The following is a 23,191-nucleotide window of genomic DNA, read 5'->3' as shown; positions in this document are numbered from 1 at the left end:
AGCTGTACCGTAGGGCATACGGGAACAGGATAAACATAGCTTGTGGACACTGTGTAAGACATTGCAGTACCGTAAAGTATTCGTCAATGCAGTAGTGGTAGAAACAAGAATCCCCCTGCTTTAGCTGTGGGGAGTGTCAAGTACAAAAACAGAAGATAAAGCTTGAAAATAGAAGAAAAATCCATTAATATTTATGTATACAAAAAACATTACCGAAGGTGGTGCTTACGATGAAACTGCGTGCGCTTGCAAAAATAAATCTTGGTCTCGATGTGACCCGGAAAAGAGAAGACGGTTACCATGAAGTCCGTATGGTAATGCAGACGATCCAGATGTACGATCAGCTGGAAATCAAAGAGAGTAAAGAGCCTGGCATCCGGCTTACAACAAATCTGCCGTTCCTGCCGTGCAATGACGGAAACCTCGTGTATAAAGCGGCAAAACTTCTGATGGACGAATTTGACATTCATCAGGGTGTCGATATGAACCTGACAAAATTTATCCCGGTAGCAGCCGGCATGGCGGGCGGAAGCTCCGATGCGGCGGCAGCGCTGGTCGGAATCAACCGCATGTTCCAGCTGGGACTCACAAAACGCCAGCTGATGGAGCGCGGCGTGCAGATCGGCGCGGATGTTCCGTACTGTGTGATGCGCGGTACGGCGCTGGCAGAAGGAATCGGCGAAAAGCTGACATCCCTTCCCGGCGTACCGATGTGCTACGTGCTGATTGGAAAACCGGGCATCAATGTTTCGACAAAATTTGTCTATGGAAACCTGCATCTTGATGAGGTGACGGAGCATCCGGATATCGACGGCATGGTAGAGGCGATCCGGAATCATGACCTGTACGGCATCACGGACCGCATGGGAAATGTGCTGGAATCCGTGACGTGTCCGGCGTATCCGGTGATCGATGAGATCAAGGCACAGATGATGAAAAACGGTGCGGTCAATGCGATGATGAGCGGCAGCGGCCCGACCGTATTCGGCATTTTCGACGATCCGGAAAAGGCAGAATTTGCCCGCGATCAGTTAAAAATAAGCGGACTGTCGAAACAGACATTCCTGACTACAGTATCAAAACCGGGAGGTACAGAGTATGGCAAAAAATGAGTTAGACCTGCAGATGGAGGATTATCAGTACCTTCCGCTCCGTGATGTCGTGTTCCGCACGCTGCGCCAGGCGATTCTGCGCGGGGAGTTAAAGCCGGGTGAACGGCTGATGGAGATCCGGCTGGCAAATCAGCTCGGCGTTTCGCGTACCCCGATCCGCGAGGCGATCCGTATGCTGGAGCTGGACGGCCTTGTGATCATGGTACCGCGGAAGGGTGCGCAGGTAGCACAGATCACGGAAAAAGACCTGAACGACGTGCTGGAGGTGCGGCTCGGACTCGAGGAGCTGGCGGTGAAGCTGGCGTGCGAACGGATTACCGAGGCGGAACTGCACAGCCTGTATCAGGCATCACGCAGTTTTGAGAAGCTGCTGGAGACGGAGACAGATGATCTTCAGGAGCTTGCACAGGCGGATGTGGCGTTCCACGATGTGATTTACCAGGCAACGAATAATGAGCGTCTGATCCAGCTGCTGAATAACCTGCGGGAGCAGATGTACCGGTATCGGATCGAATACCTGAAAGACGTAAAATCACGCCGGTCACTGGTGGAAGAGCACGATGCGCTGTATGAGCGGATGAAAAAACGCGATCTTATGGGCGCGCAGAAAATGATCCGCGAGCATATCGAGCGGCAGCAGGAAAGCATTATGCAGACCGTACATCATCAGAATATGGCGGCGGCTGAGGAAAAATAGAGCGTATAAAAATTCGAAAAAAGAACATTCTGTTACGGAGTGAAAAACTCTGCGGCAGAATGTTTTTTTTCGCCGTGGAACCGGGAGAAATTCACGGAGCGTGTTTCTCCCGGCCGATTTTTATGGAAGGAGAGCGTGCGGCGTGGAGAAGAAAACAAAAATATCATTATCACTGGCGGAAAACGAAAGCATCATCCGTGCATGGTGCGAAAACTGCGATGACATCCAGATCCGCCCGATGAAAATCGGGAAAGCGGGCGGAACCGGCGCGCTGCTGATCTATGTCGAAGCCGCAGTAAGCTGTGTCACCCTGGAGGACTCCGTGATCGGCAAGCTGCTGAACCGTCTGATGGAAGTCCCTGAGGATGAGATTCCGAACTTTCTCTCCGAAAATCTGCTCGGAATTTCCGACACGCTGGAATTTAATACCTTCGAGGATGCCTTTGCCTCGATGCTGGCGGGAAACGCCGTTCTCTTTGTGGACGGATACGACCGCGCCGTCAAAATCGGTTCGAAGGGATATCCAAATATGGGAGTCCAGAAAGCCGAGTCCGAGAAAGTGCTGCGCGGCTCAAACGAGGGCTTTTCCGATTCCGTCAAAACCAACACGGCACTGGTCCGCAAGCGTCTGCGGACCACCGATCTGAAAGTGGAGGAGATACATTTTGGTGCGCGTTCTGATACGGTTCTGGCTCTGGTGTATGAGAAAGAGCTGATTTATCCGAAATTTCTGGAAAGTGTGAAACAGCAGATTGCCGGCTGGGAAGTGGACGGCGTTTTTGACAGCGGCATGGTCGAGCAGCTCTGCGAACCGCAGTGGAAATCGCCGTTCCCGCGCTTCGAGACGACCGAAAGGCCGGACCGCGCGGCGATGGAGATTCTGGACGGAAGAATCCTGCTTTTATGTGATAATTCCCCGGTCGGGATTCTCTTCCCGGCATCATTTGACAGCTTTTTAAAGGTCAGTGAGGACCGATATCATCATTTTCTGATCGTCTCATTTGAGCGGCTGCTGCGGTATGCGGCGGTCTTTCTCGCCCTGTGGATTTCGGGCGGATACCTGGCTGTCACGGGCTTTCACACGCAGGTGCTTCCGACCAAACTCCTGCTGGCGTTCGCCGAAGCGCGGAAAGGCGTTCCGTTCCCCGGCATTCTGGAAATTCTTCTGATGGAATTTGCTTTTGAACTGATCCGCGAGGCCGGTGTGCGCATGCCGGGGCCGCTTGGCGGGACGATCGGAATTGTGGGCGGACTGATCATCGGAGATGCAGCGGTTTCCGCCAATCTGGTGAGCCCGATGACCGTCGTTGTGGTTGCGGTTTCGGCGCTCTGTTCGCTGGCGATTCCGAACGAAGAGTTTGGTGCGCCGTTCCGGCTGCTGAAATTCGGCTTCATTTTGCTCGGCGGATGGCTCGGCATTTTCGGCATGGCGCTCGGCACGTTTCTTCTCGCAGGTCATCTCGCCGGGCTTACGAGTTTTGGTATTCCCTATCTGATGCCGTTTGTCGGGAAAGGACTTGCGGGCTACCATGCGCCGAAGGATTCCGTATGGCGGCCGCCGCTGCATCAGATGCGGGAGCGGCCGGTCTTTGCAAAGCGCGATCAGAGAGTGCGGCTGCGGAAAAACAGAAAAGCTGTGGAGCCGGAAGAAAAACAGGAAAGGGGAGAGTGACGCATGTTTTCGGAAAATGACAGAATTTCACAGCGCCAGATGGAACGCCAGATCGTGCTCGTTCTGCTCTGCCCGGCATTCTGGCAGCTCGCATCGTACGGCGCATCGGACGGCCTGCCCGGTATGGCAGGGATTTTCGTTGGATATGGGCTGCTGGCGGTGTGGTGCATTTATCTCGTGCGCCTTGGCGGGCTTTACTGCCGTCTGGAAAGCGTGATGGGAAAGGCTGGGAAACTCCTTCTGGCAGTGATATATCTGTGTTATCTGCTTTTTCTCGGCGGAACACTGCTTCGCAAAATGGCGTGGCTTGCCGCCGCATATCTGACAGCGGGTGTACCGCAGGAGCTCTGCGGACTGTTTCTACTTGCGGCCGCCGGGTTTGGTGTCGGCAGTGAAGTACAGAAAAGAGGACGGCTGGCGGAAGCTCTCTATCCGTGGATTGTGGGCGGGATTTTGATTCTGCTTCTGCTGACGGTTCCGCAGATGCATTTTGCTGCGTTTGAGGATGCATGGAAAACGGCAAGGTCTGTTGAAAGTGTGGATAACGGATCGCTTTTTGGACGGAATGTGTGGAGAACGCTGGAAAACGGAACGCCGCTCGCTCTGCTGCCGTTTTTACTGGGGCATGTGCAGAAAGAGCACAGGAGTGTCATTCTTCCGGTGACGCAGAGTATCTGGAAAACGGGGCTTCTTGTAATCGCAGGAAGCATGGCGCTGCTCGGCGTTTTCGGCCAGCGCGGCACGGCTGCGGCGCAGGACCCGCTCTTACTATTAATGGCAGGAACGAGCCTGCCGGGTGGATTTCTGGAGCGGTTTGATATTCTGTGGATGGCATTTCTTCTGATGGGACTCTTATTTACGCTTGGAAGTCTGTTGTTTTATGTATCGCTGACGGGAGAAAAAACGGGACTCTGGAAACCACAGAATCCGTATGTGCGGGTCATCGCGGTGCTTCTGGTGTGGCTGCTGTCGTGCGCGGAACGCGGATGGTCGGTCCGGTACGGTTACTTTCCGTTTTTCCTTGCCATCACGGTGCTGCCTGGCTTCTGTCAGAAGCATATGAAAAAACTGCGGCTTGTGTGTCTGGCGCTGGGCAGTATGATTTTCCTGTCATCCTGCGGGGCGGTAGAGCCGGAAAAGCGGCTGTATCCGCTGGCGGTTGCCTTTGATTATGTGTCGGAAGAGGCTGCTGCGCCGGAAAACAGTGAAACTGGGGAAGAAACCGGAGAGATGGTCAGTGAGAGCGGCGGAGAAAAGGAGACGGCTGGCGGTAAATGGCGCGTCTGGTATGCGCCTGCGAATCTTGCGGTGGTGACCGGCCAGGGAAAGGATGAGCAGGAGGAGGGAACCGACGAGGATCCTGCATCGCTGTTCTTTGAGGCAGAGACCTTCGAGGAGATTGCGCAGCAGTATGACAGCACAGAGGAATACGATCTCGACACCGGGCATGTCCAGGCGATTGTATTTTCCGATGCACTGCTCGGCGACCGGAGCCGCATGGAGGAGCTGCTGAACTACCTGGAACAGGACCGCGCGCTCGGGCACAGTGCCTGTCTGTTTCACGCAGAAAAACCAGAAGATATCATGGAGCAGAACGGAAAACAGGTGGAGTCCGTCGGTGAGTACCTGTGCGGAATTTATGACAACCGGGTGAAAAGAAAAGAGGCGGTGACACTGGCGGACTTGTGCTATGCGTGGGAAAACGAAAGGAGCATTCCGTGGATTCCGAAAGTGCCGTAAAAGGTTTAAAGTGTATGGAATATCGGAGCGGGCAGTGAGTGTCTGTGTATAAAAGTTTTGAAATCCGGCAAAACTGGAAAAAACAGGAGGCAGCATATGAATGAGAAAAAAGCACAGAGCCGGAAACGGAATCAAAATCAGACACAGAAGAAATCCAGGGACAGGCAGGCGCAGCCCCGAAATACATTTGGGAACCAGCATAGAAGTCAATTCCAGGCGGCATTTCAAATTTTCTGCCGCCGCTGGCTCCCCGTCTGCATTGCGGCGCTGATCCTTTCCGGAACCGCCAATCTTCTCCGCGAGTCCCGTCTGCAGCAGGAAGTCGCTGCAAAGATCGTGCGCTTTCACGTAAGAGCCAACAGCGACTGCGCCTCCGACCAGCAGATCAAGCTTCAGGTACGCGATGCCGTTGCCGAAGAACTGCAGACGATCCTGCACGGAGCCGAAACAAAAGCAGAAACCGAAGAAATCCTGCGTGAAAACGAGCCCTCCATCCGTGCCGCCGCCCTTCAGACGCTGCGTGCAGGAGGCAGTACTGACGATATCACCGTAACGTACGGAAAAGCCGGTTTTGAGGAAAAAGAAACGGGCAATTATATTCTCCCCGCCGGAACGTACGACGCTCTTCAGATCAACATTGGCAGAGCCAAAGGGCATAACTGGTGGTGCATGCTGTACCCGTCCATCTGCTTTTCGGATGCCCTGCGCCCCGTAAACGAGGACGGCGAAAGTGCAGAAAAAGTCGAAAAAAGCCGGATTCCGCTGCAGAATCTGCTGAGTGACGCCGCCTACCGCGAAATCCTGAAAAGTGACCGGATTTCGTTCCGGTTTTTCTGGCGTTAAGCGGATTTTTCGAAAGACTTTCAAGAGAAATGATTGCAATATTCCTTCATTCGGGTTAAAATAATATATCAGCGACCTATTTTAACCAGGGTCGTGAAATGAAAAAAGAAATGTAAAAATTCAGATATATTAAATATGGAAATGAACCCCATTCGGCATGACAAAAAAGTAATGCCGGATGAAAAATGGAGGAAAGTATGAAAGCAGACAGACAGGCGCCGATCGGCGTCTTTGATTCCGGTGTCGGCGGACTGACCGTAGTGCGTGAGATTATGCGAAACCTGCCCGACGAACGAATCGTATATTTTGGAGATACCGCGCGTGTGCCGTACGGTTCCAAATCGAAAAACACTGTCATCCGTTATTCCCGCCAGATCGTACACTTTCTGGAAACCCAGCAGGTCAAGGCAATCGTCATCGCCTGCAACACCGCAAGTGCGCTGGCACTCGATACGATCGAAAAAGAGATTGATCTCCCGATCATCGGCGTGGTAAAACCGGGCGCACAGATGGCCGTCGAGACGACGCAGAACAAGCGCGTCGGCGTCATCGCGACCGAGAGCACCATTCAGAGCGGCCTCTACCAGCAGCTTATTACCGGGGCAGATCCGGCGATCACCGTTTACGGAAAACCGTGTCCGCTGTTCGTGCCGCTCGTGGAAGAGGGCTGGACAAAAGATCCGATCACCGAGGAAGTGGCGCGCCGCTATCTGGCAGAGATTCTGGATAAAGACATCGACACGCTGATTATGGGATGCACCCACTATCCGCTGCTGCGTTCTCTGCTGCGGAAAGTAGTCGGAGAAAAAGTAACACTCGTCAACCCGGCATACGAAACCTCACAGGCACTGCGCAGACTGCTGCGGGAGCTGGATCTGGAGAATCCGGAAAACGATGAGCCGGGCCGTCAGAAATACCAGTTCTTCGCAAGCGACGGCGTGGAGCGGTTCAATGCCTTCGCACATTCCGTTCTGCCGGAGCAGATCAGCGATACGAAACAGGTACAGATTGAAAACTATTAAAAATGACATACAGAAAAGAGAGAGGAACACCAGAAAAGGATGGAAAAAGACGTACTCATCAGCATCCGCGGACTGCAGTATCTGATGGATGAGGAATCCGGCGAACAAGAACCGGTGGAGGTTATGACGACGGGTTCGTACTACAAGAAAAACGGCCATCACTTTCTGATCTACGACGAGGCAACCGAAGGCTTTGACATGATGACGCACAACATGATCAAATTTACGGAAAACGCCCTCGAGGTGCGTAAGCGCGGCCTCATTGATGTCCATATGGTTTTTGAGGAGGATAAAAAGAACATTTCGTTTTATCACACGCCATATGGCATGATCAACATGGGAGTTGCGGCGACGAAGGTCAGAATGAAAGAGACGCCGGATCAGATTTTACTGAAGGCAGAATACGCGCTCGACATCAACGACAGCTACGTGGGGGACTGCGTAATCGATATCGAGGTAAGACCGCGGGAAGGCGGAAAACTGAATTTATAAAAAAATACCCGGGAAGAATGAAAATCATTCAACTCGGGTATTTTCGCGAGCAACGAGCCAAAGTCCGGGCTTGCACGAGACCTTGGCGACTGCCGCGAAAGCAAAAAGAAACACGCAAAGCGTGTTTCTTTTTGTTTCAGATGAAATTTTATTTCTCCTCGCCGCGTGCTTTGCGGAGCATTCTCTGCCAGAAGCCGTTTTTCTTTGCCGGCTGCTCTAACGAACCGCGGATGCCGCGGACTCCGGTGATGTAGATACCGCTTACGGTAGCTTTGACTTCTTTTTTTACCGGGATCTGATCGAAGATAGCAGCGTCGCAGATCAGGGTCATGATTCTCGGACCGACTTTTGCTTTGACGATCGGCAGTTTTGCACGACGCATCATTTTCGGTGTCTGGTCGATGACCATCTGTGGAAGTCCGGAATCTTTCATGCGAAGCTTTTTCTTATCTATGATCAACATGGTGACCGTCTGTTTCATGGCCTCCATTTGTTCCTGCTGTGCGGCCTGTTTTGTCTGTGCTTTTTTACCGAAGTAATACAGCAGACCAAGGATGACAGCGATGACAGCTAATACGATTAATACGATAATCCAGGGTTTCATCCCTCTATTCCTCCTCTGCAAAAAAATAATGCGGGCATCGGTACATACGATGCCAGTCTATGTTCATTCTAACATTGATTCCGGCAAAACGCAAACACATTTTAGCGCAATCCAGGCGATTTTACGGTCGAAAATCATAAGAATTTCTAAAATCGGAGCCCCAGCCTTTTTTTTACCGGACAAGTATGGTAAAATGAGATTTACAACGCGCCGGGAACGGCGTAGTATGGAGGAAAATTCAAGAATGAAAAGAAAAGCAGCAGTCATGCTTCTGCTCATGACACTGGGAGCAGCCAGTGTGAGCGGATGTGGAAAAAACAATACAACAAGCAGCAGTTCCGTATCAAGCGCAAGCAGCACAAGCGCTTCCTCAGCATCCGATGCGTCGGGCGCAGGCAGCACATCGTCCGACAGCACAGCTTCCGAGGACTACGTTTCCCCGAGCGATGTCGACGGCATTCCGGTTGTAGACGAGGACGCAGATCCGGCGGACTGTGTGACACTCGGCGATTATAAAAACCTGACGCTGGAGAAGAAAGTAGAGCAGGTAACGGATGATGATGTACAGAACGCTATTCTGACAGAGACATCCGTGACCATGGAAGATCCGGATGCCACCGTACAGGAAGGAGATACCGCAGATATCGCTTACGTCGGAAAAATTGACGGCGAGGAGTTCGACGGCGGAAGCAGCGATTCCTATAATCTGGTGATCGGTTCCGGAACATTCATCGACGGATTCGAGGATGGCGTTGTCGGCATGAAAACCGGTGAGACGAAAGATCTGAACCTGAAATTCCCGGATAACTATCAGAGCACCGATCTGGCAGGAAAAGACGTTGTGTTTACTGTTACTGTAAATGCGTTCACCCGCCCGGCAGAAAATATCGACGGATGGGAACTTGACGATGAGTGGGTAGCGGCAAACACCGATTACAGCACCGTAGATGATTATTATGCCGGAAAACGTGCAGAGCTTGAGGCAGCCAACGAGACAACCGCAGAAAACAATCTGCAGGATGACGCGATGCAGCGGGTAGCAGACGGCTGTACGTTCACCAAAATCCCGAAACTGTACATCGCCCTCGGCGAGGAAGATTACGATAAACGGTATACCAACTATCTGCAGAACTATGGCATTTCCCTGGATGACTATCTGGAGCAGTACGCAGACCGGGCAACCTACAATCAGGAGAAAGCAACGTATGCCGGAACCATGGCAAAGAGCGCCCTTCTTCTGGATGCCGTAAAAGAGGCAGAAGGCTGGACAACCGACGATCAGGATTACCAGGAGATCTTAAACGATGAGGCAGCCAACGCCAACATGTCCCAGGAGGATTTCCTGAACGCGGCAAATGATTATTATGGTGAAGATACCGTCGTGCGCAACATCATGATGGAGCGTCTGATCAACACCGTTCTTGACAACGCAACCGTCAATACGGTAACCGTAGATGCAGACGGAAACACCGTAGAATAACGTTTACGAAAAAAACACCCCGGAATACGGAAAGAAAATTTTCCAGTATTCCGGGGTGTTTCTTTTTCAGGATTTTCTAAAGATATTTATTTCGAAATCTTATGCCATAATTTTGCGGAACAGATCTTTCAGATCTTCAACGCTTGCATCTTTCGGGTTGCCCGGTGCGCAGGCATCTGCGTGTGCGGACTCAGCAAGGAACGGCAGATCTTCTTCTTTGACTGCTTCGAGAACAGATGGGATTCCAACGTCTGCGGACAGTTTCTTAACAGCGTCGATCGCTGCTTTTCTGTACTCTTCCTGAGACATTTCATCTACACCTGCAACGCCCATAGCGCGTGCGATTTCACGGTATTTCTCACCGGTGCACTCCTGGTTGTATTCCATAACGATCGGAAGCATCATTGCGCATGCAACACCGTGCGGGGTATCATAAACAGCGCCCAGGGTGTGTGCCATGGAGTGAGCGATTCCAAGACCTACGTTGGAGAAGCCCATGCCTGCGATGTACTGGCCGAGAGCCATTCCCTCACGTCCCTCTTTGGTGTTTGCAACAGCGCCGCGCAGGGATTTGGAGATCAGCTCGATGGCTTTCAGATGGAACATATCGGTCATTTCCCATGCAGCTTTTGTGGTGTAGCCCTCGATAGCGTGGGTCAGAGCGTCCATACCGGTGGAAGCGGTCAGTCCTTTCGGCATGGAGGACATCATCTCAGGGTCAACAACTGCGATGATCGGCATGTCGTGCGGGTCAACGCATACGAATTTACGTTTTCTCTCTACGTCGGTGATAACGTAGTTGATGGTAACCTCTGCAGCAGTACCTGCTGTGGTCGGAACAGCGATGATCGGTACGCAGGGATTCTTGGTCGGTGCAGTGCCCTCAAGACTTCTGACATCCTCGAACTCCGGGTTTGCGATGATGATACCGATGGCTTTGGAAGTATCCATGGAAGAACCGCCGCCGATTGCGATCAGATAATCAGCGCCGGATGCTTTGAAAGCTTCTACGCCGTGTTTTACGTTTTCGATGGTCGGGTTTGGTTTGATGTCGCTGTAAAGCTCATAGTCCAGTCCGTTCTCGGTCAGGATATCGGTTACTTTGGAAGTAACGTTGAATTTTACCAGATCCGGGTCAGAGCATACGAATGCTTTTTTGAAGCCGTGTGCCTTTGCCTCGTTTGCGATTTCAGCGATAGCGCCTGCTCCGTGATAGGATGTAGCATTTAAGTTAATACGATTTGCCATGATGAAAAAACTCCCTTCTGAATAAATGGATCTGCTGGAATCAGCAGCCGTTCGTTTTGTTTGTGATTATATTAACAAAATCGGAGGGAAACAGAAAGTGACAGAAGAAGCAAAGTGTAACACTTTTGAAAAATTTGACATTGTGCAAAAAATAACAAACCGGAATTTGTGAAAAATGACAAGAGCCGCAGCTCTTTCCGTTCAGGAAAGAAGCTGCAGCTCCAGAAACAGTTTTTTTAAGTCCTCCGGCATTGCGCGGACGAGAAGACCGGCCAGCTCGGAAGGGGTGATGTCCATCCCGCCAAGTACCCATTTTACGGTCATTGTGATCGATCCCTGGCAGTACATTTCGAGGAGAAAATGCATTTCCTGCGTCACCGGGCGGCCGCTTTTTTCGCGGATCAGGTTTTCGTAGAATGCCAGGATCAGTTCGAAATCATGCTCCCGCAGGGAGTTCTGTTTATCGTAGCGGAAGGCGGCTGCGAAGAACGGTTTTTCCTCCTGGATGTATGTGAATTTCTTTTCCAGACTGTCGAAAACAGTCGTTCCGCGGCCCATATGTTCGAAGGATTTTGTCAGTAATTTATCAAAATACCAGTTGATCAGATCATATTTATCGAGAAAGTTGCGGTAGAAGGTCTGACGGGTAACGCCGCAGATTTCACAGATCTGGCGCACGGTGATCTCCTCGACCGGCGTCGTCTTCATGCATTCCTTCATGGATTCAGCAAGGCGGTATTTTGTTTTTTCACCTTTGGCAACAGATACAGTGGAATCAATCATCAGAGCAGTTTTCCTTTCGTTTCTAAAATCTTTGTATGGTTTATTATAACGCGAAACCGGAAAAATAAAAAGCCCTGAACACTTTTGAGAGTGACATCCTCCCCCACCTGTAGCTGGATGCAGAAAAACTGAAAGCATGTATGGAACGTCTGCTCAGCGAAAGAGAGCTGTACCGTCCGAATCGGGATAAAAAAAGGAATTCCTAAGCGTCCGCGCTTTGTCTGACAGTGTAAAGGTATTACGCCCTATTGTTGAAACGGGACGGAAAAACTGCTATAATGATCTAAAATGATACAAAAATGAGACAAAATGAAAACACAGAAGATGCAAAAGAGAAAAGAAAGATTAAACAATAGGAGAAACCTTGATGGAAAATAATATTTTTTTCGCGGACAAAAAGCCGCTTCGTTTTGAGGAGTATTTAAAGTATGACGAGAACAACAGAGGAAACTTAGGCGAAGAGCTTCCGGTGCTCGTATACCGCATGCTGGAATACTCCCTGAAGGACGAACTGGTGCAGCGCTTCGGCAAAGAGACACAGGTAGAGATTTTCCGCAGCGCCGGACGCACGGCAGGTGAGTATTTCGCAAAACACATGCTGGATATGGATCAGCCGATGGATGCGTTTGCCAATCAGCTGCAGAACAAGATGAAAGAACTGAAGATCGGTGTACTGCGGATTGAGGATGTCGATGAAGAGAGCGGAAGAATCATCCTCACGGTGGCAGAGGACGCGGACTGCTCGGGACTTCCGGTGCTCGGAGAGACGGTCTGCAATTACGATGAGGGATTTATTGCCGGAGTGCTTTCTACGTATTCCGGAAAAATGTATACGGCAGTGGAAGTGGACTGCTGGGCAACGGGTGACCGTGTCTGCCGCTTCCATGCAAATATAGAAGAGTAAGTGGTGTTGGATGGAAAACAGAAACTGTGAACAATTATTTGAATATCTGCGGAGTATCCTGTATGACACGAAGGTACAGCCGCTGGATCTGGAAAAGCTGGACGAACCGTATCAGAAGCTCGGCATAGGGCTGCAGTACCTGGACAAGATGATCCAGGAAATGAAAGCGTATTCTGCGGCTCTTTTGCGCGGGTCGGTGGCGATGAGTTCTGCATTGTACTTCAGAACTGCCCGCTGCAGGCTGCAAAGGATAAGCTGCAGGTGATCCAGAATGCGTTCGAGAGCGAAAAGACGCACGAGTATCCGAAGAGCTTCAGCTGCGGTATGGTCGAGGTTCCCAAAGACCACGAGGAGCTGGATATCGTGAAAATTATCGAGGAGGCAGATGCGGTGATGTATCTGCAGAAGAAAAAACATCGGCAGAGCCAGCCGGAGCTGCAGAGAAAAGAATAGAAAAAAAGATCTCCGGGAAAACGGTGCATATCGAAATGCCGTTTTCCCGGAGATCTTTTAAGTGGTTTTTCCTTCGTTAGCAAAATATTCTTTTGTCAGCTCTACCACCTTGCCCGAGAGCAGGAAGAGAGCGATCAGGTTCGGGATCGCCATGAGGCCGTTGAAGGTCTCGGCAATGCTCCACATGAGGCCGAGATTTGCGGTGGCACCAAGGATGGCAACCAGCGCATAGGCGGCCATAAAATATTTTGTGATTCTTTCGGAGAACAAAAACTCGATGCAGCGTGCACCGTAAAGTCCCCAGCCGAGAATCGTGGAAAAGGCGAAGCAGCACATCGCGAACGCGGTGAGCAGCGAAACCCAGTTTCCGTACGTAAGGGTAAAACCGCTGATGGTCAGCTCTGCGCTGGCAGCCTGTCCGTAGGTGATGGAAGTGCCGCTGCAGAGGATGACGAGTGCAGTTAAGGTACAGATTACAATCGTATCAGTAAATACTTCGAAGATACCAAACATACCCTGTTTGACCGGCTTTTTGGTGTCGGCACAGGCGTGTGCAATCGAACCGGTACCAAGACCTGCCTCGTTTGAAAAAATACCGCGGGACACACCTTTTTTCACACTCATAAGCATGCTTCCGACGATACCGCCTGTAACAGCAGAGGGACGGAAGGCGCCCTCAAGGATCGATACGAAAACAGACGGAATCCGGTTGAGGTTCAGCAAAATTACACCGATGGCAAGGACAATATAAAACAGAGCCATAAACGGAACGAGTTTTTCCGTTACCTGTGCGATTCGTTTGACACCGCCGAGCAGGATCAGCGCTACGAGTGCTGCGATAATGATACCCTGAATCAGATTGGAGGTCGGGATCGCGTCCTTCGAGATCACATGATAATTCATCAGTGCAGAGTTGACTGCGGTTGTGATGGTGTTGACCTGCGTCGCATTTCCGGTTCCGAATACAGTCAGAACACCGAAGGCAGCGAACAGATAGGCCAGAAAATGCCATTTTTTGCTGAGGCCGTTTTTGATGTAATACATCGGTCCGCCGACAAGCTCTCCGTTGGCATTTTTTTCGTGGTAGAAAACAGCCAGTGTTACCTCGGCAAATTTCGTACACATGCCGAGCAGAGCGGAAATCCACATCCAGAACACGGCACCGGGTCCGCCGATGGCGATAGCACCGGCAACACCGGCAATATTACCGGTACCGACCGTGGCAGCAAGTGCTGTACAGACTGCCTGGAACGGTGTAATTGCGCCATCGGAAGCATCTCTTTTGTGGAACATTCTTCCGAGCGTTGTGCGGATCGCATACGGGAATTTTCGGATCTGGAGAAATCGGGTGCGCAGACTCAGATAAAGGCCGACACCGAAAATACAGATCATAGCCGGAACACCCCAGATAAAATTGTTCACGGCAGTGTTGATGGTTTCAATCAGTTGGAGCATAGATACCTCTTTCTTGAGCCCATTTCAGATACATTCCGGTTTGCGAAGATGTTCTTCGAAACAGGCTCTGCTGTTTGATCAGTGAGAAAGCAGTTGCCGGTTTGTTGCGTAAAAACCGGCAACTGCAGTACATAATGAAAAAAGTATATCATCTCATCTGCAATTTTCAAGTTTTTTTCTGAAAAAAGCGAAAAAATAGAAAGAATCCGGCGAAGTATGATAGAATAGAGAAAAAACAGAAAAGAGGATTATTGCCATGTTTCAGGTAATTGATATGCACTGCGACACCATTCCGGCGCTGCAGTGGAGGGAAAAGCAGGAACATCTCGCGGATGCGGATCTTCAGATCAATCTGGAAAAGCTGGAGAAGGGCGGCAGTCTCTGCCAGTGCTTTTCTCTGTTTACGTTTCTGAAGGGATTGAAAAATGAGACACCGTATGAGCATGTGAGAAAGCTGATTGATCTCTGGAGATCAGAAGTGGAACGATACCCGGATCGGATCCGCCAGGTAAAAACGTATGCGGATCTGATGCGGGTGCAGAAGGAAGGAAAAATAGGCGCGGTGATGACCGTCGAAGAGGGTGGTGTTTACGAGGGAAGCATCGAAAAACTGCATACGCTGTACGATCTCGGCGTGCGGATTTCCACACTGACCTGGAACTTCCCGAATGAGCTTGGATTCCCGAACCCGGCGCAGGAAGAGGGAAAACCATATCTTCCGGACCTTGCAAACGGGCTGACACCGACAGGAATTACCTTTGTCGAGGAGATGGAGCGGCTTGGCATCGTGATTGATCTGTCGCATTTAAACGACGCCGGAATCCGCGACGTTTTTGCCCACACGAGAGGCCCGGTCATTGCGTCCCATTCCAACGCGCGCGGCGCGTGCTTCCATCTGCGAAATCTTTCAGATGAAATGATTCGTCAGCTCGCAGAGCGTGGCGGCGTCACCGGTATCAATTTCTGTCCGTCGTTTCTGCGTGAGGAGGAGCCTGCGGCGAAAAAGGCATCGACGATGGATATGGTACGCCATATGAAATATCTGCGTAAGGTCGGAGGCATCGATATCATCGGCCTCGGAACCGATTTTGACGGTTTCAGCGGTGAGACGGATGTGCCGGACACCGCGCATATGCAGCATCTCGCAGATATGATGAGCCACGAAGGCTTTACAGATGAAGAGATCGAGAAGGTCTTTTCCAAGAATGTACTTCGGGTGTTTAGAGAATGCTGGAAATAAAACTACAGTTCCGGTGACGCTGCCAGGAGCTCCTTCGTATAATCATTCTGCGGATGCGCAAACAGTTCTTCCGTCTCCGCACTCTCCACAATCCGGCCTTCCTTCATCACGAGAACCCGGTCGCACATCTGGTAGATCACGTTGAGGTCATGCGAGATAAAGAGAATCGAAAGCTGAAGCTCCTCCTGAAGCTGAACCATCAGCTCCATGATCTGTTTCTGAATCGTCACATCGAGAGCGGAAACCGGTTCGTCGGCAAGAATCAGGCGTGAGCCCTGGATCAGTGCGGCTGCGATGCTGACTCTCTGCCGCTGGCCGCCGGAAAGTTCATGCGGGCGGCGTTTCAGGTGATCTGCGGAGAGACCGACTTTCTCTGCCATCGCAAGAACCCGTTTTTTTCGTTCTTCTTTCGGAACCTTCTGCATCCGAAGCGGTTCTTCTAAAATCCAGGAGATTTTCTTTGCAGGATTCAGGGAAGAAAACGGATCCTGGAAAATCATCTGCGGATGGTCGACCTGCGAAATTATTTTGCCTTCATCTGGGCGGATAAAGCCTAAGATCACTTTGGAGAGTGTCGATTTTCCGCATCCGCTCTCTCCGACGAGGCCGAGAATTTCGTTTTCATGAAGCTCGAAAGAGATATCATGAAGCACCGTTTTTCTCTGCTTTCCTTCCTGATAGGAGGCAGAGATATGGCAGACTTCCAGAATGTTGTTTGGATTACTTTCGCTCATGTGTTATGCCTCCTTTTCTGATGCTGAAGCAGTTTTATTCCGTTTCCGAAGGGAAGTCCGCCGGTTCGGAATCGCGTCGAGCAGGCGGCGGGTGTAGTCTTCCTGCGGATGGAAAAAGACATCGTCCACACTGCCGGATTCTACGATCGTTCCATGATTCATAACAATCACCCGGTCACACAGCGAGCGGATGACGCCGAGGTCATGCGAGATAAAAAGAATCGCCGTGTGATGGTGTTCGTTGATCTTTTTCAGCAGTTTTAAAATCTGCGACTGAATCGTCACATCCAGCGCCGTCGTCGGCTCATCGGCGATCAGAAGCTTCGGTTCGGTGATGAGTGCCGCGGCGATCATCACACGCTGGCGCTGGCCGCCGGAGAGCTGATGCGGATATTTTCTGCAGAGCACTTCCGGGTCGGGAAGCTCGACCTCGCGCATCATGGCGAGAACTTTCTCATGGCGTTCCGACGGGATGCAGTTTCCGTGGAGCAGCAGTCCCTCCGCAATCTGTTCCTCAATCGTCAGAACCGGATTCAGAGACGTCATCGGCTCCTGGAAAATCATGCTGATTTCCTTTCCGCGGATGCGCTGCAGCTCGTCCCGGGAAGCGTGTGCCACGGAGGCACCTTCATAGAGAATTTCCCCGCCGGAGACAGCCGAGTTTTCTTTTAAGAGCTGTAAAATTGAGAGCGCCGTCTGCGTTTTTCCAGAGCCGGACTCCCCGACGATACCGAGCGTTTCGCCCTGCTCGAGGGAAAAGGAGATTCCTTTTACCACCTCGGTCGGCGGCGTGGTATCGTAAAATGAAATTTTTAAATCGCGTACATCGAGAAGCGCCATATCAGTTACCGCCTTTCTTCTGTAATCCGTCGCCGAGCAGCGATACGCCGAGTGCCAGCAAAATGACGGCGAGACCCGGGAAAATTGCGCCCCACGGAGCGGTCATCAGATAGAGCTGGGCTTCAGAGAGCATTCGTCCAAGCGATGCATCCGGCGGCTGGACACCGATGCCGAGAAAGCTCATACCGGCCTCGGAGAGAACGGCGTTGTTGAAGCCGATGGCTGCCATCGAAAGAAGCGACGGAACGGCATTCGGCAGGATATGGACAAACATGATCCGCAGGTGCGAGACACCCATCAGGCGGGCGCTTTTGACGTAATCCATGTCTTTGCGGGCGAGAAATTCACTTCGCGTGACGCGGGCAAAGCTAGGGATAAACACGATGCCGAGTGCGAGAATCACATTGTATTTGCCAGGCCCGAGCAGCGCAATAAACACGAGCGCCAGCAGGATGCCCGGGAAGGAAACGATGACATCGTTGATACGCATCAGAATTTCATCGATCCATCCGCCGAAGTAGCCGGTGAAAGCACCGACAAGAACACCGATGGATCCGCCGAGCAGCAGCGTGGCGAAAGCGACGAAGAACGTCGTGCCGGTTCCCTTTAAGACGCGGCTGAAAATATCGCGTCCGAAGTGGTCGCAACCGAACAGGTGCGAAAGGGACGGGGCAGCAAATTTCGCGGCGCCGTTCATCGCGTCCGGGTCGTACGGTGTGTAGAAAACGCCGACCAGAAGAAACAGAAACATAAAAACGGTGATGGCAGCTCCGAGGATCAGAGTGAGATTGCGTTTCTTTTTCATGATCTTAAAGCTCCTTTCCGTCTTTTACGCGGATCCGCGGGTCAATTCTGCCGTACAGCAGATCCACAGCGAAGTTGATGATGATAACGAGTGCGGCGATCAGCACAAGGATGCCCTGTACCACGGGATAATCGCGGTTTGAGATCGAAGTGATCAAGAGACTTCCCATGCCCGGAATTGAGAAAACCTGTTCCAGAATGATGCTGTTTGCCACAATATCGGCGATCGTCATGCCCCAGAAGGTCAGCACCGGGATCAGGGCATTTTTCAGCACATGGTGATACATGACGCGGCGCGCGCTGTTTCCGCGGGAATAGGCGGTGCGCACGTAGTCGGCATCCATCTGCGAGAGCACAGAGCTGCGCAGCATTTTGACCGCCATGGCACAGCGCGGAAGCGCGATGGCGGCAGACGGTGCAACAAGATAGCCGACAAAGGCGGTGAAGTTTTCGGAGATCGAAACGTAAGCGCCCGGCTGAAAACATTTGAGGATCAGACCGAAGAAGTATGTAATCAGAATGCCGATGAAAAATCCCGGGACGGACATGATGACCTGATTCAGCGTCATGATCAGCCGGTCGAGATGGCCCCCGGCGTGCTGCGCCGTGAAAATGCCGATCGGAATTGAGACGGCAAGGATCATCAGAAAGGCAATGATGGTGATGGTGATCGTAATCGGAACTTTATCGCGGATCAGATCGGTGACCGGCATCGAGTAGGAATACGAGGTGCCGAGATCTCCATGGAAAAAGCCGGCTACCCACGAAGCATACCGTTCGAGAACCGGCCGGTCCAGTCCCATTTCTTTCTGCAGAGCCTCAATCCGCTCCGGCGTCGCCTCCGTTCCCAGCTGCGATTTCGCCGCGTCGCCCGGAATGACCGAAAAGGCGAAGAAGGATAAAAATGAGACGAGGAGCAGCGTCAGAATGAGGGAGCCGAATTTCTTTGCAATGTATTTCATAGAATGGAAATTCCTCCTTGTGTAATAAACGGTTTTTACGTACGTCATTTTTCATTGTAGACAATGCAGTGGTAAAAGGCAAGTTAAATTTGGGATAATATCCGCAGAGAAAAAGGCTTTCTGCGTGACCGGCGGGGACTGTGCAAAAAGCCTTTGAAATTTTGTTGTTTCAGTTTTCCATTTCTCTCCCGAGATATGTCGCGGCCACCTGAAGCAGTTTTTTCTCGGCTTCATTCGGCAGGGTTTCTTTATCCTTTTCGCAGAGAATCACAGACCCAATGGCGTCCCCTGAGGAAAGAATCGGAAAGATGAGCTCCGGCAGGGGCGGGGTGGAGTCATCATCTTCAAGAATCGAAAAATAAGATTTCTCCCCCGGCCGCGCAAGCACCATTTTCCGGTTTGAAATCGCCTCCTCCAGCCGGCTGCTGATCGATTTCCCGAGATAACTTTTCTGTTCCGGTCCGCTTGCCGCTACGATCTGTTCCTGATCCGAAACACAGACGAGACACCCCGTCACCGCCGAAATCGACTTTGTAAACCCGGCCGCACACTCCGCCAGTTCTTCCATCGGCGAGTATTTCTTTAAAATAATCTCCCCTTCCCGCCCCGTATAAATCTCCATCGACTGCCCCTCCCGGATCCGCATCGTACGCCGAATCTCCTTCGGAACCACCACACGCCCCAGATCATCAATCCTCCGAACAATTCCCGTCGCTTTCATATTAAAAATTCCTCCTGTTTCCACATACTTTCCATAATTTGTACTGTATGGGTAGTATGTGGAAAAAGGATGAAATTATACAAGAAAAGTCTATCCATTGTTATATCGAAAGTATATAATAAAGTTATTGTACGAACAGTTCGAACTGCGTTTTGAACTGCCGAAGAACAGGAGCGATTGAGGACTGAAATATTTTGATGTGAAAAAGAAAGATCTCCGGGAACAACATTCTGTCGATGTTTCCCGGAGATTTTTTTAGGCTTATATGATGGGATTTCTGCATTCTTTACATTATGTATTCGGAAGCGCGGCCCGCAGAAGATTCAGAAACTGTGTCGTTTCCGGTGACGGATGAAGCGCAGAGAGAACATCGTAGGGAATCTGTTCTTCGGTTTCAAAAGGAATGATGACGAGGGACGGATGCAGGTCGTGCCATTCTCTCCGATCGCGAGCGGTCTGCTCTCCGGTAAAATCACAACCGGGACAAAATTTGATGCCGTAGACGATGTCCGCAAATTTGTCCCGCAGCTCACAAAAGAAAACATCGCGGCAAACCAGCCGATTCTCGACCTGCTCGCAAAATATTCTGCATTAAAAAATGCGACATCCGCACAGATCTGCCTGGCATGGATGCTGCACAAATAGCCGAACGTCGTTCCGATTCCGGGATCCAAAAACCGGGAGCGTATCCTCGAAAATCTCGGCGCATGGAACGTGGAGCTGACCGATGCCGAATTTGCAGAGCTGGAGCAGGCACTTGATGCATGCACCGTTTTCGGTCACAGAGGCCATGTGGAGTCGGAACAGACGAGCTTTGGAAAGAACTGGGCGAAGAAATAGACAATTGAAAAATTTTATACTTCATAGAAAAGAGATCCTTCGCAAGGAAAAAGGTTCAAAAGCCTCGTACTTGCGGGGATCTTTTTCATTCTTGCTGGATGTTTCAATATGGTCGTAACGGGCCTCACTGTTCAACTTGTATGGTATTATAAAAGACGGAGTTATTGGGAAAAATATATAGTTTTAAATACGGCTATTGGACAAAATGCATAATAAACGAGCAAAAAACGCGCGAAAAGAGCAAAAAGAACGGCGAAAAACAGCAAATAGACATGTGGACACGCGACCACATATAGCAGTATAGACAACAAGTTTTGGGAAAGGTAAAATAAATACATCAAAAGTACTAGTACCGATGCAAAAAACCAACTCTTATTATCTACAGTGCACAAAAAGGAGTTGAAAAGTGATATGGAAAAGAAACCAGTGACTAGAAAAAATATTGCAGAATTATGTGGTGTTTCTATATCGGTAGTATCAAGAGCATTAAATAACAGTGGATATGTGGAGGAGAGCAAGCGAAGAAAAATCATAGAGACAGCAGAAAAACTGAACTATATTCCGCAGCCTGTGGCGATGAGCCTGCAGGAGCGCAGAACGAAACAGCTTTTGTATTATTGTAAAGATTTAAGCAACGAGTACTACGTTGATATGTACCGGGGCATGTGTGAAGCAGCAAATAAAAGAGGATATCTGGTAACGATAAGCGGAATGATGGAATTTGACCGGATCAAAGATACAATGGTTGATGGAATCATCATGCCGAATGAAGACCTGACAAGTTACTATATGAAACATGGAGGTAAGAATTATTATCTTCCCGTCGTAAGTGCTTCTTACTGTAACGCTGTGGATATCCCCAAATCGGTACCGCTGGTAGAAGCGGATATGTATCAGGCAATGGATTTTGCACTGAGTTATCTGAACAGCATGGGACATAAAGTAATTGCATATGGATTTCCCTATGATAGAAATAATCGCAATTCCAGATTTCTGGCTTGGAAGAATTATATTAAAGAGATCACCGGAAACACCGGATGGAAAAAATATTTGCTGGCCATGAATCAGAATGAAATGAAAGATGATCCCAGAATTCTTCCGTTTTCCGAGGATTTACCAGAACAAAGCATCCATATAGAAGAAGATTTCTTCGGAAAAGGAAAACTTGCAGCACAGGTCTTTATGGAAAGAAAGTTAAATGCAACAGCAATTATCTGTTTCAATGATGAATTTGCGATAGGAATGATAAAAGGATTTCAGGAGATGGGAGTCAATGTACCAGAGCAGATTTCTGTGATGGGAATTGACGGAACCGGAACCAGAAAATATCTTTCCCCGTCTCTTACCACGGTTAATATGTTCCCCAAGAAGCAGGGCCGGGAATGTGCGAATGTTCTGATCGATATCATCGAGAAGAAAAATAAGCGGTATATCGTACATTTGAAACCGAAACTGCAGATAGGAGAAAGTGTTAAAAATCTACATACTTAAGGTTAGAAAACGCAGGAGGTAGAGTATGAAAAAAAGCAGTATGATGAAGAAAGGTTTAGCTTGTGCCATGGCGGCAACCATGACAGTCGGACTTGCAGCATGCGGCGGCGGAGACAGCAGCAGTGATGCGAAAGATGTTGATTTCTCCGATCCGAAAAGCATCTCCGGTACCATTACCGTAGGCGGCTGGCCATCCGGTGATGATGGTTTCAAAGCAGCTATGGAGGGATTTAACAAAGTTTATCCGAATATCGAAGTAGAATGGCAGTTTACCGATACAACAGCACATCATCAGGCACTGCAGACATCTCTGTCAGCAGGAGACGGCGCTCCAGATGTTGCCATGGTAGAGGGTGCTCATGTTGCTGAGTACCGTGATTCCTCAGCCTTAACAAACCTGTTGGATGAGCCATATAATGCAGGCGAGCTGAAAGATGATTTCGTAGCATTCAAATGGGATCAGTGCCAGTCCGCAGATGGAAAAGCAATGCGTCTGATTCCTTGGGATGTAGGACCAACGACTTACTTCTATCGTACTGATATCTTTGAAGAATGCGGACTTCCGACCGATCCAGATGAAGTTGCTGAACTGATGAGCACATGGGACGGTGTACTGGAAGTAGCAAGAAAAGTAAATATTCCTGGAAAACGCTGGCTGCTGCCGGATGCAGCTTATCTGTACTACGAACTGTTCTGCAACAGAGATTTTTATGATGAAGATCTGAATCTGCAGATTGAAAGAGACGGCGATCTGGATTGTCTGAACGCAGTTATCAAGATGCGTGAAGAAGGTCTGGATATGAATGTTGATATGTGGAGTACCGAAGCAAAAGCAGCTTACGCTGACGGAAGTGTTGCATCTGTTATCTCCGGCGGATGGTTCGGTGGATTCCTGAAAACCGATTATGCACCGGATCAGGGATTTCGCTTTTAGTAACGCATATTTATAAGTAGCCCCTTTTCTGTATTCACTTTTCCTTTTTTCTCACAGACAGAACCATTATGCACAAAATTTCCCCTTTTCTGTTTGGAACCGTTTTACCTATTTCTTTTT

24 protein-coding genes and 1 pseudogene are annotated in these 23,191 nt (G+C 50.1%); 16 read left to right on the top strand and 9 right to left on the bottom strand.

What is annotated here, in order from left to right; genetic code table 11:
- Positions 1-230: 230 nt before the first annotated feature.
- The 7 genes from ispE to ACY2VT_RS12610 all read left to right on the top strand — a co-directional run bounded on the left by ispE (position 231) and on the right by ACY2VT_RS12610 (position 7,578).
- Positions 231-1,112, top strand: a complete 882-nt coding sequence (gene ispE, locus ACY2VT_RS12640; RefSeq protein ID WP_461880131.1) for a 4-(cytidine 5'-diphospho)-2-C-methyl-D-erythritol kinase — start codon at positions 231-233, stop codon at positions 1,110-1,112.
- Positions 1,099-1,809 carry a GntR family transcriptional regulator gene (locus ACY2VT_RS12635; protein WP_461874802.1) on the top strand — a complete coding sequence of 237 codons (711 nt, stop codon included), beginning with the start codon at positions 1,099-1,101 and terminating at the stop codon, positions 1,807-1,809. Before ispE ends, ACY2VT_RS12635 begins: the two co-directional genes overlap by 14 nt.
- A gap of 142 nt (positions 1,810-1,951) precedes the next feature.
- The gene (locus tag ACY2VT_RS12630) at positions 1,952-3,481 is read left to right on the top strand and encodes a spore germination protein (protein WP_461880130.1); all 1,530 of its coding nucleotides are present in this window, start codon (positions 1,952-1,954) and stop codon (positions 3,479-3,481) included.
- Positions 3,482-3,484: 3 nt separating this feature from the next.
- Positions 3,485-5,221, top strand: coding sequence for a GerAB/ArcD/ProY family transporter (locus ACY2VT_RS12625; protein WP_461880129.1), 1,737 nt, complete (start codon positions 3,485-3,487; stop codon positions 5,219-5,221).
- A gap of 96 nt (positions 5,222-5,317) precedes the next feature.
- Entirely contained in the window at positions 5,318-6,064 is a 747-nt protein-coding gene (locus ACY2VT_RS12620) for a stage II sporulation protein R (RefSeq protein ID WP_461880128.1), read from the top strand.
- A 197-nt stretch (positions 6,065-6,261) separates the two neighbouring features.
- A complete protein-coding gene (murI, locus tag ACY2VT_RS12615) occupies positions 6,262-7,086 on the top strand; it encodes a glutamate racemase (RefSeq protein WP_461880127.1) in 825 nt (274 codons plus the stop codon).
- 39 nt (positions 7,087-7,125) lie between these two features.
- Complete coding sequence (locus ACY2VT_RS12610) at positions 7,126-7,578, top strand: YwiB family protein (RefSeq protein WP_461874797.1); 453 nt, start codon at positions 7,126-7,128, stop codon at positions 7,576-7,578.
- A 148-nt stretch (positions 7,579-7,726) separates the two neighbouring features.
- Here ACY2VT_RS12610 and ACY2VT_RS12605 read toward each other — a convergent pair whose 3' ends face one another.
- Positions 7,727-8,182, bottom strand: coding sequence for a hypothetical protein (locus tag ACY2VT_RS12605; RefSeq protein ID WP_461874796.1), 456 nt, complete (start codon positions 8,180-8,182; stop codon positions 7,727-7,729).
- Between the two features lie 244 nt (positions 8,183-8,426).
- Here ACY2VT_RS12605 and tig point away from each other — a divergent pair, with 244 nt between their 5' ends.
- On the top strand, positions 8,427-9,662 hold the full coding sequence (gene tig / locus ACY2VT_RS12600) for a trigger factor (RefSeq protein ID WP_461880126.1): 1,236 nt from the start codon (positions 8,427-8,429) through the stop codon (positions 9,660-9,662).
- 99 nt (positions 9,663-9,761) lie between these two features.
- Here tig and fucO read toward each other — a convergent pair whose 3' ends face one another.
- Positions 9,762-10,910: a lactaldehyde reductase gene (gene fucO, locus ACY2VT_RS12595; protein ID WP_461880125.1), complete on the bottom strand. Its 1,149-nt coding sequence runs from the start codon at positions 10,908-10,910 to the stop codon at positions 9,762-9,764.
- Positions 10,911-10,935: 25 nt separating this feature from the next.
- Here fucO and ACY2VT_RS12590 point away from each other — a divergent pair, with 25 nt between their 5' ends.
- The gene (locus ACY2VT_RS12590; protein ID WP_461880124.1) at positions 10,936-11,082 is read left to right on the top strand and encodes a hypothetical protein; all 147 of its coding nucleotides are present in this window, start codon (positions 10,936-10,938) and stop codon (positions 11,080-11,082) included.
- A 29-nt stretch (positions 11,083-11,111) separates the two neighbouring features.
- Here the strand turns inward: ACY2VT_RS12590 and ACY2VT_RS12585 are convergent, their stop codons facing one another.
- The gene (locus tag ACY2VT_RS12585) at positions 11,112-11,693 is read right to left on the bottom strand and encodes a TetR/AcrR family transcriptional regulator C-terminal domain-containing protein (protein WP_461877927.1); all 582 of its coding nucleotides are present in this window, start codon (positions 11,691-11,693) and stop codon (positions 11,112-11,114) included.
- A 367-nt stretch (positions 11,694-12,060) separates the two neighbouring features.
- Here ACY2VT_RS12585 and ACY2VT_RS12580 point away from each other — a divergent pair, with 367 nt between their 5' ends.
- From ACY2VT_RS12580 to ACY2VT_RS12570, 3 genes are read left to right on the top strand one after another with little or no spacing between them, the layout of a single operon-like run.
- Positions 12,061-12,597, top strand: coding sequence for a V4R domain-containing protein (locus ACY2VT_RS12580; protein ID WP_461880123.1), 537 nt, complete (start codon positions 12,061-12,063; stop codon positions 12,595-12,597).
- A gap of 10 nt (positions 12,598-12,607) precedes the next feature.
- On the top strand, positions 12,608-12,862 hold the full coding sequence (locus ACY2VT_RS12575) for a hypothetical protein (protein ID WP_461880121.1): 255 nt from the start codon (positions 12,608-12,610) through the stop codon (positions 12,860-12,862).
- Positions 12,811-13,050, top strand: a complete 240-nt coding sequence (locus tag ACY2VT_RS12570; protein WP_461880132.1) for a hypothetical protein — start codon at positions 12,811-12,813, stop codon at positions 13,048-13,050. The genes ACY2VT_RS12575 and ACY2VT_RS12570 overlap by 52 nt, the downstream gene beginning before the upstream one ends.
- Positions 13,051-13,107: 57 nt before the next feature.
- Here the strand turns inward: ACY2VT_RS12570 and ACY2VT_RS12565 are convergent, their stop codons facing one another.
- A complete protein-coding gene (locus ACY2VT_RS12565) occupies positions 13,108-14,505 on the bottom strand; it encodes an alanine/glycine:cation symporter family protein (RefSeq protein ID WP_461880120.1) in 1,398 nt (465 codons plus the stop codon).
- A 256-nt stretch (positions 14,506-14,761) separates the two neighbouring features.
- On the opposite strand from ACY2VT_RS12565, the gene ACY2VT_RS12560 reads away from it, so the two are divergent.
- On the top strand, positions 14,762-15,745 hold the full coding sequence (locus tag ACY2VT_RS12560; RefSeq protein ID WP_461880119.1) for a dipeptidase: 984 nt from the start codon (positions 14,762-14,764) through the stop codon (positions 15,743-15,745).
- Between the two features lie 2 nt (positions 15,746-15,747).
- Here the strand turns inward: ACY2VT_RS12560 and ACY2VT_RS12555 are convergent, their stop codons facing one another.
- From ACY2VT_RS12555 to ACY2VT_RS12535, 5 genes are all read right to left on the bottom strand, one after another.
- On the bottom strand, positions 15,748-16,479 hold the full coding sequence (locus ACY2VT_RS12555; protein ID WP_461880118.1) for an ABC transporter ATP-binding protein: 732 nt from the start codon (positions 16,477-16,479) through the stop codon (positions 15,748-15,750).
- Positions 16,480-16,482: 3 nt separating this feature from the next.
- Positions 16,483-17,319 (bottom strand): ATP-binding cassette domain-containing protein, encoded by an 837-nt coding sequence (locus ACY2VT_RS12550; RefSeq protein WP_461880117.1) that lies wholly within the window; start codon positions 17,317-17,319, stop codon positions 16,483-16,485.
- A gap of 1 nt (position 17,320) precedes the next feature.
- Positions 17,321-18,124: an ABC transporter permease gene (locus ACY2VT_RS12545; protein ID WP_461874785.1), complete on the bottom strand. Its 804-nt coding sequence runs from the start codon at positions 18,122-18,124 to the stop codon at positions 17,321-17,323.
- Positions 18,125-18,128: 4 nt separating this feature from the next.
- On the bottom strand, positions 18,129-19,085 hold the full coding sequence (locus ACY2VT_RS12540) for an ABC transporter permease (RefSeq protein ID WP_461880116.1): 957 nt from the start codon (positions 19,083-19,085) through the stop codon (positions 18,129-18,131).
- Between the two features lie 169 nt (positions 19,086-19,254).
- The gene (locus ACY2VT_RS12535) at positions 19,255-19,806 is read right to left on the bottom strand and encodes a stage V sporulation T C-terminal domain-containing protein (protein WP_461880115.1); all 552 of its coding nucleotides are present in this window, start codon (positions 19,804-19,806) and stop codon (positions 19,255-19,257) included.
- A 351-nt stretch (positions 19,807-20,157) separates the two neighbouring features.
- Between ACY2VT_RS12535 and ACY2VT_RS12530 the strand changes: the two are divergent.
- From ACY2VT_RS12530 to ACY2VT_RS12520, 3 genes and pseudogenes are all read left to right on the top strand, one after another.
- Positions 20,158-20,646, top strand: a pseudogene (locus ACY2VT_RS12530) (aldo/keto reductase).
- Positions 20,647-21,057: 411 nt separating this feature from the next.
- The gene (locus ACY2VT_RS12525; RefSeq protein WP_461880114.1) at positions 21,058-22,137 is read left to right on the top strand and encodes a LacI family DNA-binding transcriptional regulator; all 1,080 of its coding nucleotides are present in this window, start codon (positions 21,058-21,060) and stop codon (positions 22,135-22,137) included.
- A 25-nt stretch (positions 22,138-22,162) separates the two neighbouring features.
- Positions 22,163-23,071: an ABC transporter substrate-binding protein gene (locus tag ACY2VT_RS12520; protein WP_461880113.1), complete on the top strand. Its 909-nt coding sequence runs from the start codon at positions 22,163-22,165 to the stop codon at positions 23,069-23,071.
- The last annotated feature ends 120 nt before the right edge of the window (positions 23,072-23,191 follow it).

Origin of the sequence: Fusicatenibacter sp., assembly GCF_050872605.1 — a bacterium.
Taxonomy (GTDB): Bacteria; Bacillota; Clostridia; order Lachnospirales; family Lachnospiraceae; genus Fusicatenibacter.
Note: the sequence above shows the minus strand (reverse complement) of the source record. Positions and strands in the feature narration are given on the sequence as shown.

Bases quoted from the DNA above. Each gene is read 5' to 3' on its own strand.
- fucO (WP_461880125.1), bottom strand. From the start codon at position 10,910: ATGGCAAATCGTATTAACTTAAATGCTACATCCTATCACGGAGCAGGC.
- ACY2VT_RS12525 (WP_461880114.1), top strand. From the start codon at position 21,058: ATGGAAAAGAAACCAGTGACTAGAAAAAATATTGCAGAATTATGTGGT.
- ACY2VT_RS12520 (WP_461880113.1), top strand. From the start codon at position 22,163: ATGAAAAAAAGCAGTATGATGAAGAAAGGTTTAGCTTGTGCCATGGCG.
- ACY2VT_RS12580 (WP_461880123.1), top strand. From the start codon at position 12,061: ATGGAAAATAATATTTTTTTCGCGGACAAAAAGCCGCTTCGTTTTGAG.
- ACY2VT_RS12585 (WP_461877927.1), bottom strand. From the start codon at position 11,693: ATGATTGATTCCACTGTATCTGTTGCCAAAGGTGAAAAAACAAAATAC.
- ACY2VT_RS12560 (WP_461880119.1), top strand. From the start codon at position 14,762: ATGTTTCAGGTAATTGATATGCACTGCGACACCATTCCGGCGCTGCAG.
- ACY2VT_RS12620 (WP_461880128.1), top strand. From the start codon at position 5,318: ATGAATGAGAAAAAAGCACAGAGCCGGAAACGGAATCAAAATCAGACA.
- ACY2VT_RS12535 (WP_461880115.1), bottom strand. From the start codon at position 19,806: ATGAAAGCGACGGGAATTGTTCGGAGGATTGATGATCTGGGGCGTGTG.
- ispE (WP_461880131.1), top strand. From the start codon at position 231: ATGAAACTGCGTGCGCTTGCAAAAATAAATCTTGGTCTCGATGTGACC.
- ACY2VT_RS12540 (WP_461880116.1), bottom strand. From the start codon at position 19,085: ATGAAATACATTGCAAAGAAATTCGGCTCCCTCATTCTGACGCTGCTC.
- ACY2VT_RS12565 (WP_461880120.1), bottom strand. From the start codon at position 14,505: ATGCTCCAACTGATTGAAACCATCAACACTGCCGTGAACAATTTTATC.
- ACY2VT_RS12610 (WP_461874797.1), top strand. From the start codon at position 7,126: ATGGAAAAAGACGTACTCATCAGCATCCGCGGACTGCAGTATCTGATG.
- murI (WP_461880127.1), top strand. From the start codon at position 6,262: ATGAAAGCAGACAGACAGGCGCCGATCGGCGTCTTTGATTCCGGTGTC.
- tig (WP_461880126.1), top strand. From the start codon at position 8,427: ATGAAAAGAAAAGCAGCAGTCATGCTTCTGCTCATGACACTGGGAGCA.
- ACY2VT_RS12555 (WP_461880118.1), bottom strand. From the start codon at position 16,479: ATGAGCGAAAGTAATCCAAACAACATTCTGGAAGTCTGCCATATCTCT.
- ACY2VT_RS12575 (WP_461880121.1), top strand. From the start codon at position 12,608: ATGGAAAACAGAAACTGTGAACAATTATTTGAATATCTGCGGAGTATC.
- ACY2VT_RS12545 (WP_461874785.1), bottom strand. From the start codon at position 18,124: ATGAAAAAGAAACGCAATCTCACTCTGATCCTCGGAGCTGCCATCACC.
- ACY2VT_RS12550 (WP_461880117.1), bottom strand. From the start codon at position 17,319: ATGGCGCTTCTCGATGTACGCGATTTAAAAATTTCATTTTACGATACC.
- ACY2VT_RS12625 (WP_461880129.1), top strand. From the start codon at position 3,485: ATGTTTTCGGAAAATGACAGAATTTCACAGCGCCAGATGGAACGCCAG.
- ACY2VT_RS12635 (WP_461874802.1), top strand. From the start codon at position 1,099: ATGGCAAAAAATGAGTTAGACCTGCAGATGGAGGATTATCAGTACCTT.
- ACY2VT_RS12590 (WP_461880124.1), top strand. From the start codon at position 10,936: ATGGATCTGCTGGAATCAGCAGCCGTTCGTTTTGTTTGTGATTATATT.
- ACY2VT_RS12605 (WP_461874796.1), bottom strand. From the start codon at position 8,182: ATGAAACCCTGGATTATCGTATTAATCGTATTAGCTGTCATCGCTGTC.